Genomic DNA, 12283 nt, shown 5'->3' with positions numbered 1-12283 from the left:
CACTTAGCGTGCGGCGCATGACGATGCGACGTGCGATCCTCAGCGGTTCCACCTTCGAGGAGCAGATCGGGTACGCCCGCGCCGTGGTGGACGGCGACCGGGTGCATGTGTCCGGCACGACCGGGTTCGACTACGCCACGATGACCATCTCCGACGACGTGGTGGAACAGGCCGAGCAGTGCCTGCGCAACATAGGGGCCGCGCTGGCCGAGGCCGGCTGCGGCCTCCCCGATGTGGTGCGGGTGCGCTATCTCCTGCCCGAACGCGCCGACTTCGAGCCCTGCTGGCCGGTGCTGCGCCGCCACTTCGGCGAGGTCCGCCCCGCCGCGACGATGCTCGTGTGCGGTCTCGCCGACCCCCGTATGAAGATCGAGATCGAGGTGGACGCGCGCCGCCCGTCGGCTGCCTGACGCGGTCACGGACCCGAGTGGGCGGGCCGCGCCGGGCCGGGGACAGCCAGGGCGGCGGACGGCAGTTCCTGTCCCGGCGCTCGCTTCGTTGTCCCGGAAGCACCCCGGAATTGTCCTTGATCGGTAACAGCGGGATCCTCCGGCCGTTCCCGCCCGTCCTGCCATGTGCACGGGGACACCAACACGGCGGGAACGGGGCGGGACATGGCACGGCACGGCGGGCGGGGATGGTACGGCCGGGTGGTCGCGGCGGCGGTCGGCGTGACGGCGGTGGCCGCCGCGACCTCGGTGTGGACCGCGCAGGCGGGCCCAGCGGGCGGGAACCAGGCCGCGGCGAAGCCGGCCGCCCCGAAGGCGGCACCCGTGTCCGCCGGCATCGTCCACGCCTCCGACGGCGGCGACCACGCGGTCAACATCACCATCGACGACGGCCCGGACCCGAACTGGACCCCGCAGGTGCTCCAGGTGCTGCGGGACAACGGTGTGAAGGCGACCTTCTGCATGGTCGGGCCCCAGGCCGAGGCCCACCCGGACCTGGTCAAGCAGGTGGTGGCGGCGGGGCACCGGCTGTGCGACCACTCGGTGTCGCACGACACCACCATGGACAAGAAGCCGCAGTCCTACCAGTCGGAGCAGATCGTCACCGCCGAACGCCAGATCACCAAGGCGTCCGGTGGTGTGCGCCCCCTGTACTACCGTGCCCCCGGCGGTGCCTTCACCCCGTACAGCCGGCATCTCGCGGCCTCCCACGGCATGCGGCCGCTCGGCTGGAACGTCGACTCCAAGGACTTCGAGCGGCCCGGCACCGAGGCCATCGTCGCCACCGTCCAGCGGGAACTGCCCAACGGCCCCACCCTGCTCTTCCACGACGCCGGCGGTGACCGCTCGCAGACGGTGGCCGCCCTGCGGACCGTGCTGCCCTGGCTGAAGCAGCAGGGCTACTCCTTCGGCTTCCCGGTGCGTTGAACGCGACCGCGGGCGGGCGGGACGACGGATCGGGCCGGGCTCGGGAAGTGGACGGCCTGACGCGCATGAGCCGTCGCGGTGTCAGCGGGGCGTCAGGGGGCGGTCAGCGGGGCCTGTCAACGTAGTACGTGTGAACGGCGCGGGAGACCGGGCCGGGAACAGGGAGAGGTGCCCGGAGTGGTTGATCGGGGACCGAGAGCACGTCTCGAGGTCGGGCCCCGCCAGGGGTCCACGCAGGTTCGAATCCTGCCCTCTCCGCCGCTCGCCGATATGGAAAACCGCTGGCCGCACGGCATGAGCCAGGCTGGGATGGCCGGATGCGAGATGTTGCGTCACTGACCGTGGACCGGGGCGCCTACCCGGACGCGGTGACCCCCTGGGAGCAGGAGAGCTGGCGGTCCGCGGCCCTCGGCTGGCTGGAGGACGGGCTCTGCGCCCACGGGTTGCGGATCTCCGGCGGGCTGCGGGTACGGCTGCGGCCGTGGTCCGTGCTGGTGCGGGTGCCCGTCGCCGGCCGGGAGACCGCCGCGAGCCGGGAGACCGTCTGGTTCAAGGCGAATCCGCCGGCCAGTGGTTTCGAGGGCGCGCTCACCGCCGCGCTCGCCCGCTGGGTGCCGCGGCACGTTCTGGCTCCGCTCGCGATCGACGCCGACCGTGCCTGGTCGCTGCTGCCCGACGGGGGCGCGCTCTTCCGGGACGTGCTCGAGCGGGAGCCCGTCGAGCCGGCGGCCTGGGAGGACCTGCTGCGCCAGTACGGGAGCATGCAGTGCGCGCTGGTCCCGCACGCGCGGGAACTCGAACGGCTCGGTGTGCCGAGCGCCCGCACCGCCGAACTTCCCGGCGTCTTCGACGAGTTGCTTGCCGGCAGCCCGGCACTGCGGCCGGACGAACGCGCCCGGCTGGCGGAACTGAGGCCCCTGCTGACGGACTGGTGCGCCGAACTCGCCTCCCTGGGCGTACCCGACTCGCTCGACCATGTCGATCTGCACGACGGACAGTTGTTCCACCCGGAGCCGGGCCGGTTCACCTTCTTCGACTGGGGCGACGCGGCCGTCTCCCACCCGTTCTGCAGCCTGCGGGTCCCGGCCCGCAAGGCCTGTGAACGGTACGGGCCGGGCGTACTGCCGCGGCTGCGCGACGCCTACCTTGAGCCGTGGACGGGAGCCGGCCGCACGGCGGCGGAGCTCCGGCGCGCCGTGCGACTGGCCTGGCGGCTGAGCGCCCTGGGGCGGGCCCGGGCCTGGGGCGGTCTGTTCCCGTCCGCGGCCGAGGCCTCTCCCCTGACCGCCGAGAGCGCCCGCTCGCTGCTGGAACTCGCCGAGGAGCCCCCGCTGTAGCCGGGGGACGCCGGCCGGGGCACCCAGGTCAGGGCAGCGGGGTGCCGCCAGTGGCGTTGAGGATCTCGGCCGTGACGAAGCTCGCCTGGTCGGCGGCGAGATAGACGTAGGCCGGGGCGAGTTCGGCGGGCTGAGCCGGGCGGCCGAGCGGGCTCTGCTTGCCGAACTCGGCAGTGTCGGGCAGCGTCGCCGGGATCAGGGGCGTCCACACGGGGCCGGGCGCCACCGCGTTGACCCGGATGCCGCGCTCGGCGACCATCTGGGCCAGTCCCTGGGTGAAGGTGACGATCGCGCCCTTGGTCATGGCGTAGTCGAGCAGGTGCGGACTGGGCTTGTACGCCTGCACCGACGTGGTGTTGATGACGCTGCCCCCGGCCGGGATGTGCGGCAGCGCGAACTTGGTGAGCCAGAACATGCCGTACAGGTTCGTGCGCAGCACCCGGTCGAACTGCTCGGTGCTGATCGCCTCGATACCGTCCGGCTGGGACATCTGGTAGGCGGCGTTGTTCACCAGCACGTCGATGTGCCCGAACTCGTCGACCGCCCGCCCGATCAGCGCACGGCACTCGCCCTCCTCCCTGATGTCACAGGACACGGCGACCGCCTTGCGGCCCGCGTCCTCGACCAGCCGGGCGGTCTCGCGCGCGTCGTCCTTCTCCTCTGCGAGGTGGGTGAACAGCACATCGGCGCCCTCGCGGGCGAAGGCCAGTGCGACCGCCCGGCCGATCCCGGAGTCACCGCCTGTGATCACGGTCTTGAAGCCGCTCAGGCGGTCGGCGCCCCGGTAGGACTCCTCGCCGTGGTCGGGCGGCGGGTCCATCGGGCCGGTCCAGCCGGGGTGCGGCTGGTCCTGGGAGGGGAAGTCCGGTCGGGGGTGCCGGGTGGTCGGGTCGGGCTGCGGGCTCTGCTTGTCGCTCACGTCGGCCTCCGTCGTCTCGGGCGGGCGGGACAGCCGGCCGGGTTCCCCGATAGCCCCGGCCGAAAGCCCCCGGCCTGCGGAAACGGAAACCCCGGGGCGCCCGGCCGGCGCCCGGGACGCTGGGGCGAGGGGTCAGGCCCGGGCGGACCGGTGGCCCGAGGAGCGCAGCAACTCCCTGCGGGCGTTGTTGCAGATTCGCAGCAGGTGCTTGGACACCGCGCAGGGCACGGTGTCGGCATGGCACTGGCGGCAGGTCCGCATGTGCTGCTCGTACGTGAGGCGCGCGTTCTCGAAGGCTTCAGAGGACATGGACTTCTCCGGGCGGAGCACGCCCGCAGGCGTGCAAAGTTGACTGACTGGTATAGCCGGGAGAAGGTGATCACGTTACTTGCGGTAGTGGAAAATCGCGGTCGGCGTGCCGGAGCGGGACGCCGGCGCACGGCGTCCCGCGGCACGGATGCCCGCGCGGACCGGTTACGGGTTGACGACCTTGCCGCCGAAGGTCACCACGAGGCTGCCGGCCGAGGCGAAGGACCAGCCGAGGGCGCCGGAGTAGGAGGCGCACCGGGAGCCGTTCGAGCCGGTCCAGAACTGGTTGGAGCTGTCGGCGTCGCCGACCGTCTTGTCGTTCGACCCACCACTGGAGAAGCGGCACGAGGTGTTGGTCCGGAACACCGAAGTGCCCTTGTCGAACGAGTAGTTGCGCTCGGCGTTGTCGATGCCGACATTGTCGGCGATCTGCATCGAACCGGGGTTGCTGTTGTAGGTGAACCCGTGGTGGCCGTTGCGGTAGGCGATGCTGTGCCGGACGACGTGGTCGACCGCGATGTCGTCGCCGCCGAGCTTGTAGCCGTTGCGGTCGCCGTTGGCGTTCACGGTGCCGTCGGAGAGGGTGCCGTTGCTGTAGGACAGGGAGTTCTCGATGGTCACCGGGCCGATGGCGCCGGTGTCGGTCTTGGTGTAGAGGTCCCAGCCGTCGTCGATGTTGTGGTGGGAGACGTCGTAGCGGAAGACGTTGCCCGTGCCGACGGTGAGCTTGGCCGCGAAGCCGTCGGCGTCCTCGCCATCGGAGTCGGCGTTGTCGTGCGACTCGGCGCTCACGACGAGGTTGTCGGACGGCCACTGGCTCCTGGGCGTACTGGAGGCGATGCGTCCGAGCTGCAGGCCCGTGTCCCGGTTGAAGCGCGTCACCGTGCGCTCGATGACGTTGTGACTGCCGCCGACGTAGATGCCGTTGTCACCGGCGTGCTCGACGACCAGACCGTACACATGCCAGTACGAGGCGTTGAGCTGGAGGCCACGGTTGGACGAACTCTCGCTCTGCGAAGCGAAGTTGAGCACCGGGGTCTCCCCCGGGTAGGCGCTCAGCGTGGTGCGGGCGCCCGAGGTGCCGTCGCCGCCCTCGGGGACGGTGACCGTCTGCCCGTAGGCGTAGGTTCCGCCGCGCAGATAGATGGTGCCGCCGGGGGTGACGCGGCTGAGCGCGGAGGTGAGGGTGGTCGGGTTCGACTGGCTGCCGGACGCGCTGTCGGTGCCGCTCGGGGAGACGTACAGCACAGAACCCGAAGGCGGCGGGGTGGTGTCCCCGGCCAGGTCGACGTCGAGGTGGTCGAGGTTGGGCAGTCCGTCGGCGGCGGTCGGGCTGAACCGGATGACGTTGCCGCCGGACTTCACCGGCACGGTCAGCGTCTTCGTCGCCCAGGTGCTCCAGGCCCCGGTGCCCTCGAAGGAGGCCGTGGTGGCCGTCGCCCCGTTGACGGTGACGGTGGCGGGCCGTGCCGTGGTGGTGCCGTTGGCGAATCGCACCTTGAGGGTGGCGGTGCCCGCGCTCGTGGCGTTGACGGTGAACTGGGCCGCGGCACCGCTGGCGTTGGTGCCGTTGCAGAATCCGCTGCCGGAGTATCCCGCCCAGTCGGAGTCGATGGTGCCGGTGCAGACGGCGGGGGAACTCTCCACCTCGTAGCGGGTGGTGGCGGCCTGCGCCGTGGGACCGGACAGCGCGACGAGCGTGCCGGCGGTCAGACAGGCGCAGGCGATGGCTGCTCTCAGGTACATCGGCTTGTCTCCAGGATGGTGGGGGTCGGCTGGACGGGTGCGGTGCCGTGGAGCCTTGGTGCCGTGGAGCCGTGGTGCGATGCTGGCGTTCCGGTGTGTGAACGCGCCTGCGGCTCGGGGCAGTTGCCGAGCCGCAGGCGCCACACAGAGAGAAAGCGCTTTCTCCCGAACCGTAGAGAGACCGCCACGAGCGCGTCAACAGTTCGGTCCTTGTTTAGTGTTCAGATACATGGACCCGTTCATCGGTGCCGCCCCCGCCCGGGGAGCGGGACCGGCGGCCCTACTCGCCGGGCGCGAGGACCTCCGCCAGCAGGGCGGCCGCGTCGCGGATCAGCCGGTTGTCGACGGGCGCGTCCTTGGTGTCCTTCGTGGACAGCACGGTGAGCAGCAGGGGCGTCCCGCGGCTCGTCCAGGCGACGCCGATGTCGTTGGCGGTCGCATAGTCGCCGGTGCCCGTCTTGTCCGCGAGGACCCAGCCCCGCGGCAGTCCGGCGCCGAACCGCTCGCCGCTGGTGGTGTTGCCCTTCAGCCAGGTGAGGAGACGCTCGCGGTCGGCGCGGGAGAGGGCCCGCCCGAGGGTCAGCCGCTGGAAGCTGCCGCCGAGGGCTTCCGGCGTGGTGGTGTCACGCTCGTCGCCGGGGACCGCCGTGTTCAGGTCGGTCTCCCAGCGGTCGAGCCGGCTCACCCGGTCGCCGAGCGACCGGAAGAACCGGGTGAGCCCCTGCGGACCCCCGATCTCACGCAGCAGCAGGTTCCCCGCCGTGTTGTCGCTGTACTGGATCGCGGCCGCGCACAGCTCGCCCACCGTCATTCCCGTGGCCAGATGGTCCTCGGACCGCTGGGAGTTGGCGAGGATGTCACGCTGCGGATAGTGGACGATCTTGTCCAGCGGCGCGCAGTCACCGCGGTCGCGCAGCACGGCCGCGGCGGCGAACGCCTTGAACGTGGAGCACATCGCGAACGGCTCCCCGGCCCGGTACGCCACGGTCCGGCCGGTGCGCGCGTTCCGGGCGTGGACACCGAGCCGGGCGCCGTACCGGCGCTCCAGATCGACGAACCGGTCCCGGAGTTCCTCCGGTAGGGCGTGCGGAACCGCCGAGGCGGGGGCGGAGGCCAGGGCGGGGGCCACCGCGGCGGCGGTGGTGAGGGCGACGCCGGCCTTGAACAGGCGGCGGCGCGGCATCGGGGCGGCACTGGTCATGTGCGGAGTTCTCCCAGGTCGTCGGTGATCGGGCATCGGCTTGGTGGATCTTCGTCGACCGGGACAGCGAAACAGCAGGACTCCGCTCATGTCCAAGAGTGAACTTTGAAGGCTCCATACCCAATTGATATGACTGCTGGATGGATCTGCTCGCGCATCTCAAGGCGTATGTCGCCACCGTGGACGAGACGAGCTTCTCGCGTGCCGCCGACCGGCTCGGAATCGCCCAGCCGCTCCTCAGCCGCCGTATCAAGACGCTGGAGGCCCACTTCGGCGGCCTGTTGTTCGACCGTTCCCGGCGGCAGGTGGCGACGACGGAACTGGGCATGCTGCTGCTCCCCTACGCGCGGGACGTCCTGGACCGGGCCCAGCGGCTCGAACAGGCCGCCCGGTCCGCCCAGCGGGTCCGGACCCGGACCGTGGGAGTGCCCGCCGACCGTGCGCCGGCCGCGCTCGCCCGGGTCATCCGGACCGGGGCGGAGCGCGGCGTCACGCTCGGGGTGCGCGAACTGCCGCCCGAGGAACGGGCAGACCGGCTGGCGGACGGCTCGCTCGCCTACGCGCTGCTGCGCGTCCAGCCCGAGCACGCCGCGTACCGGGTGCCGCTCGGCCTGGCCGGCGCGCCGCCCCTCGACACGGCGCGGCCGGCGCGCACCGCCCCCGCCGGGCGGGGGCGTCCGGTCCACCTGGAGGACCTGCGGCCGCGCCGCGACGCCGCCACCGGGGCACGGACCGCTCCCCTGCCGATCCTGACCCTGGCGGAGGACGGGGCGCCCGGTGCGTGGGACCGGCTGGGCAGAGCGGCGGCACGCTCCGGGCTGCCGGAGCGGCTGGTGCGGCCGGCCGGACCGGCGGCCACCGCGCTCGCCGAGACGCTGGCGGGCCGGGCGATGCTGCTGTGCGACGAGCCCTTCGCCCGACGCCACGGGGCCGACTGGGCGCCCCTGGCCGACGCCTCGCTGCACCGGGGGTACGACGTGCGGGGCACCCCGCGTCAGCGGAGCGGCGACGTGCCGGAGTGGCTGTCCGCGGTGCTGGCGGCGGCGGCCGGTGCCGAGACCGCCGTACGCGCTGCCGGGCGGCCGGAGTCCACGGACACCAGGTCGCGGCTGGCGGCACGCGGATGACCAGGGACACGGCGTACCGTCCGGCGCGGTTCTGCGGTGACGGCCCCCTGCTGGACGTCGCCGAGGAGATCGCCCGGGACTGGGCGGCGCTCGGCGTGCGCGGTTCGTTCCTCGCCCGCGACATCGACAGCGGCGACCAGCTCGGCTTCGACATCGAGGAGCTGATCCCCCTCGCGTCCGTGGTGAAGGTGCCGTTCGCGCTGGTCGTGCTGGACCTGATCGCGGTCGGCGACCTGGACCCCGCCCTGCCCGTGACGGTCGACCCGGCCACCAGCAGCGTCGGCCCCACCGGCATCGCGGCGTTCCGGCACCCGGTCACGGTGGCCGTCGGCGACCTCCTCCTGCTCATGCTCTCGGTGAGTGACAACGCCGCCGCGGACGCGCTGTTCGGACTGGTGCCGGTGGCCGCCGTCGACGCCCGGCTGCGTGCCTGGGGCTGCGCCGGAATCCAGGTGCGGCACCGGATGAACCACATGTACGAGTGCGCCGCCGGCGCCGCGGGCAACGACTTCTCCCTCGCCCTGGAACTGGCCGTCCGCGACGAGCGGGCGGGCCGGCACACCATCGAGACGCTCGACCCCGCGCACGCCAACCTCGGCACCGTCTCGGCGCTGGTCGGCCTGCTCGGGCGGGTGTGGCGCGACGAGGTGGCGCATCCCCGGGCCACGGCCGAGCTGCGGCGGCTGATGGGCCATCAGGTCTTCACCCAGCGGCTGGCGAGCGAACTGCGCGCCGACAGCCTGCGGCTGAGCGGCAAGACGGGCACGTTCCTGCATCTGCGGCACGAGATCGGTGTGGTCGAGGCGGACTCCGTGACCCGGGTGGCCGTCGCCGCGCTCACCCGGGCCGACCGGCGGGCCGCGCAGGCGCCGGACATCGATCTGGCTATCGGCATCGGCGCCCGCCAGGCCTTCGAGGCGCTGCGCGGGTGAGAGGCCGCGCGAGTGAGGCACGGAGGCGGTTGGGGACGGCGCGGCTGAGGCACGGACGCGGTGAGGGACCGACGGGCAGACGGGGCGCGGCCGGGCAGACGCGGGCGCGGAGCGAGGCCCGGACGGGCAGGCGCGGGCGGGGCGCGGACAGGCAGACCAAGGCAGGCGACGCGCGGACGAGACAGGCGCGGGCCGGGGCGCGGGGCGAGGCGTGGACGGGCAGGGGCCGGTGCGCGGGGCCGGTCAGCCTCGGCCGCCGCTGTAGTTGCGCCACTCGGGTCCGACGCGCTTCCACTCCTCGTCCCATTCGGCCAGCCTGCGCCGCACCAGCGCGTTGCGGACCAGCCAGCCGCCGGCCCAGACCGTCGTGCCGGTGACCTGGGCGACGAGGGCGCCGGTGAGGACCGTCTGCAGCATGGCCTCGGCCGCGGAGGCGGGCGCGGGCACCGCCCGGCCCGTGCGGTCCGTCCACACCGTGACCTGGGTTCCGGCCGGAGCGCCCGGCAGGACCTTCGCCCGGTCCATGTGCACCTTGCCGTCCGGGCCCGTCCAGCGGGCCGTGGCCCAGACCCGGCCGTCGTCGTAGCCGCTGCCGGCGGCCGGGGTCTTCACCGCGCCGTCGGTGAGGACCGCGGAGACGGCGTGCACCTGGGCCCGCCGTGCGGTCAGCGTCGAATCCACGGAGTGCGCCGCCGCCCAGCCCCCGAGGACGGCGCCCAGCAGGGCGAGGATCCACGTGGCGAGCACGACCCAGCCCTCGACGATGTCGCTGTGCCGGCGCAGTGGGTTGCGCCGCCAGCGCCACAGCCGGTCCCGGGTCACCGTCATGGGAGGTGTCCGAGTCATCGGCCGCCGCCTCCTCTCGCCTGCCGGCGGCCGCGTCGTGCCGGGACGCGCGGGCCCGCTCGGCGTCCGGAGGATCCGGATCGGGATCCGGATCGCCACCTCACCATCGTGCACCCCGACCGCCGTGACCGCAGTACCGGCGACGGTCTTCGTCGCCGGCACCCGCGCGGCCGGGGTGCGGGCGGGGCAGGGCCGCGCACGCCGAGGGCGCCCGGGCCGACCCCTACGGGCCGGGCCGGGCGCCCTCGGTGGATCGGTCAGGCCAGGTCGAACCGGTCGAGGTTCATGACCTTGTCCCAGGCGGCGACGAAGTCCTTCACGAACTTCTCCTTGGCGTCGTCGCCCGCGTAGACCTCGGCGAGCGCGCGCAGCTCGGAGTTCGAGCCGAAGACCAGGTCGGCGCGGCTGCCGGCCCACTTCACCTCGCCCGTGGCGGCGTCCCGGCCCTCGAACGTGGTCTGGTCCTCGGAGGTCGCCGACCACGTCGTGCCCAGGTCGAGCAGGTTGACGAAGAAGTCGTTCGTCAGCGAGCCGGGCGTCGTGGTGAGGATGCCGAGCTGCGAGCCCTCGGGGCCCACGCCCAGCACCCGCAGGCCGCCGACCAGGACGGTCGTCTCCGGGGCGCTCAGCGTCAGCAGGTTGGCCCGGTCCAGCAGCAGGAACTCGGCCGGCAGGCGGTTGCCCTTGCCGAGATGGTTGCGGAAGCCGTCCGCGGTCGGCTCCAGCGCCTCGAAGGACTCGGCGTCGGTGTGCTCCTCACCGGCGTCCACCCGGCCCGGCGTGAAGGGCACCTCGACCTGGAAGCCGCCCTCCTTGGCGGCCTTCTCCACGGCCGCGGCACCGCCGAGGACGATGAGGTCCGCGAGGGAGACCCGCTTGGCGCCGGAGGAGGCGTTGAACTCCTGCTGGACGCCCTCCAGGGTGCGCAGCACCAGCGCGAGCTGGTCGGGCTGGTTGACCTCCCAGCCGCGCTGCGGCTCGAGGCGGATGCGGGCGCCGTTGGCACCGCCGCGCTTGTCGCTGCCGCGGAAGGTGGACGCGGACGCCCAGGCGGTGGTGACCAGCTGGGAGACGGTCAGGCCCGAGTCGAGCAGCTTGGTCTTGAGCGCCGCGATGTCGGCGTCGTCGATCAGCTCGCCCTCGCGCTCCGGCAGCGGGTCCTGCCAGAGCAGGGTCTCCTCGGGAACCTCCGGGCCGAGGTAGAGCGACTTCGGGCCCATGTCGCGGTGGGTCAGCTTGTACCAGGCGCGGGCGAAGGCGTCCGCGAACTCCTGCGGGTTCTCGTGGAAGCGGCGGGAGATCGGCTCGTAAACCGGGTCGAGGCGCAGCGCCAGGTCGGTGGTGAGCATCGACGGGGCGATCCTCTTCGAGGAGTCGTGGGCGTGCGGGACGGTGCCCTCGCCCGCGCCGTCCTTCGGCTTCCACTGCTTGGCGCCGGCCGGGGACTCGGTGAGCTCCCACTCGTAGCCGAAGAGGTTGTCGAAGAAGCCGTTGCTCCACTGGGTGGGCGTGGTGGTCCAGGTGACCTCCAGGCCGGAGGTGATGGCGTCGGCGCCCTTGCCGGTGCCGTAGCTGCTCCGCCAGCCCAGGCCCTGCTCCCCGAAGCCGGCGGCCTCCGGGTCGGGGCCGACGTGGTCGGCGGGGCCGGCGCCGTGGGTCTTGCCGAAGGTGTGGCCGCCGGCGATCAGGGCGACGGTCTCCTCGTCGTTCATCGCCATGCGGCGGAACGTCTCACGGATGTCGCGGGCCGCGGCGATCGGGTCCGGGTTGCCGTTGGGGCCCTCCGGGTTGACGTAGATCAGGCCCATCTGGACGGCGCCGAGCGGGTTCTCCAGCTCGCGGTCGCCGGTGTAGCGCTTGTCGTCGAGCCAGGTGGTCTCGGGACCCCAGTAGACGTCCTCCTCCGGCTCCCACACGTCCTCGCGGCCGCCGGCGAAGCCGAAGGTCTCGAAGCCCATCGACTCCAGGGCGACATTGCCGGCGAGGACCAGCAGGTCGGCCCAGGACAGGCTCTGGCCGTACTTCTTCTTGACCGGCCACAGCAGCCGGCGGGCCTTGTCCAGGTTGGCGTTGTCCGGCCAGCTGTTCAGCGGGGCGAAGCGCTGCTGGCCGGCGCCGGCGCCGCCGCGGCCGTCGCTGATGCGGTAGGTGCCCGCGCTGTGCCAGGCCATCCGGATGATGAAGGGACCGTAGTGGCCGAAGTCGGCCGGCCACCAGTCCTGGGAGGTGGTGAGCACCTCGGCGATGTCCTGCTTCACGGCCGGAAGGTCCAGCGACTTGAACGCCTCGGCGTAGTCGAAGTCCGCGCCCAGCGGGTTGGCGACGGCAGGGTTCTTGGCAAGGATCTTCAGGTTGAGCCGCTCCGGCCACCACTGACGGTTGCCACCACCCTGGGTCGGATGCAGGGCACGCCCGTGCGCGACGGGGCAGCCGCCGCTCGTCTCCTCCGACTTCGCGTCTGTGACGATCGCGTCGTGGTTCTCAGTCATG

11 protein-coding genes and 1 pseudogene are annotated in these 12283 nt (G+C 72.7%); 6 read left to right on the top strand and 6 right to left on the bottom strand.

Annotated elements, in window-relative coordinates; all coding sequences use genetic code 11:
• Positions 1 to 17 precede the first annotated feature (17 nt).
• From ABZ478_RS16755 to ABZ478_RS16740, 4 genes and pseudogenes are all read left to right on the top strand, one after another.
• Complete coding sequence (locus tag ABZ478_RS16755) at positions 18 to 410, top strand: RidA family protein (RefSeq protein WP_359549772.1); 393 nt, start codon at positions 18 to 20, stop codon at positions 408 to 410.
• A gap of 204 nt (positions 411 to 614) precedes the next feature.
• Complete coding sequence (locus tag ABZ478_RS16750) at positions 615 to 1376, top strand: polysaccharide deacetylase family protein (RefSeq protein ID WP_359549770.1); 762 nt, start codon at positions 615 to 617, stop codon at positions 1374 to 1376.
• Between the two features lie 162 nt (positions 1377 to 1538).
• Positions 1539 to 1634: pseudogene (locus ABZ478_RS16745) on the top strand.
• A 59-nt stretch (positions 1635 to 1693) separates the two neighbouring features.
• Complete coding sequence (locus ABZ478_RS16740) at positions 1694 to 2713, top strand: aminoglycoside phosphotransferase family protein (RefSeq protein WP_359549768.1); 1020 nt, start codon at positions 1694 to 1696, stop codon at positions 2711 to 2713.
• 28 nt (positions 2714 to 2741) lie between these two features.
• Here the strand turns inward: ABZ478_RS16740 and ABZ478_RS16735 are convergent, their stop codons facing one another.
• The 4 genes from ABZ478_RS16735 to bla form a co-directional block, all read right to left on the bottom strand.
• Complete coding sequence (locus ABZ478_RS16735) at positions 2742 to 3632, bottom strand: SDR family oxidoreductase (RefSeq protein WP_359549765.1); 891 nt, start codon at positions 3630 to 3632, stop codon at positions 2742 to 2744.
• 132 nt (positions 3633 to 3764) lie between these two features.
• A complete protein-coding gene (locus ABZ478_RS16730; RefSeq protein ID WP_359549762.1) occupies positions 3765 to 3941 on the bottom strand; it encodes a hypothetical protein in 177 nt (58 codons plus the stop codon).
• A 165-nt stretch (positions 3942 to 4106) separates the two neighbouring features.
• Positions 4107 to 5687, bottom strand: a complete 1581-nt coding sequence (locus tag ABZ478_RS16725) for a carbohydrate-binding protein (protein WP_359549760.1) — start codon at positions 5685 to 5687, stop codon at positions 4107 to 4109.
• A 280-nt stretch (positions 5688 to 5967) separates the two neighbouring features.
• Positions 5968 to 6888, bottom strand: coding sequence for a class A beta-lactamase (bla, locus tag ABZ478_RS16720; protein ID WP_359549757.1), 921 nt, complete (start codon positions 6886 to 6888; stop codon positions 5968 to 5970).
• A gap of 140 nt (positions 6889 to 7028) precedes the next feature.
• Here bla and ABZ478_RS16715 point away from each other — a divergent pair, with 140 nt between their 5' ends.
• Together ABZ478_RS16715 and ABZ478_RS16710 are read left to right on the top strand one after the other, a co-directional pair.
• A complete protein-coding gene (locus tag ABZ478_RS16715) occupies positions 7029 to 8015 on the top strand; it encodes a LysR family transcriptional regulator (protein WP_359549755.1) in 987 nt (328 codons plus the stop codon).
• A complete protein-coding gene (locus tag ABZ478_RS16710; protein ID WP_359549753.1) occupies positions 8012 to 8947 on the top strand; it encodes a serine hydrolase in 936 nt (311 codons plus the stop codon). Before ABZ478_RS16715 ends, ABZ478_RS16710 begins: the two co-directional genes overlap by 4 nt.
• A 243-nt stretch (positions 8948 to 9190) precedes the next feature.
• Here the strand turns inward: ABZ478_RS16710 and ABZ478_RS16705 are convergent, their stop codons facing one another.
• Positions 9191 to 9793: a hypothetical protein gene (locus ABZ478_RS16705; RefSeq protein ID WP_359549750.1), complete on the bottom strand. Its 603-nt coding sequence runs from the start codon at positions 9791 to 9793 to the stop codon at positions 9191 to 9193.
• 257 nt (positions 9794 to 10050) lie between these two features.
• The gene (gene katG, locus ABZ478_RS16700) at positions 10051 to 12282 is read right to left on the bottom strand and encodes a catalase/peroxidase HPI (RefSeq protein ID WP_359549748.1); all 2232 of its coding nucleotides are present in this window, start codon (positions 12280 to 12282) and stop codon (positions 10051 to 10053) included.
• Position 12283 lies beyond the last annotated feature (1 nt).

The sequence above is a fragment of the Streptomyces sp. NPDC005706 genome, from assembly GCF_040631045.1.
Taxonomy (GTDB): domain Bacteria; phylum Actinomycetota; class Actinomycetes; order Streptomycetales; family Streptomycetaceae; genus Streptomyces.
This window is presented reverse-complemented; position numbering and strand designations above follow the sequence as displayed.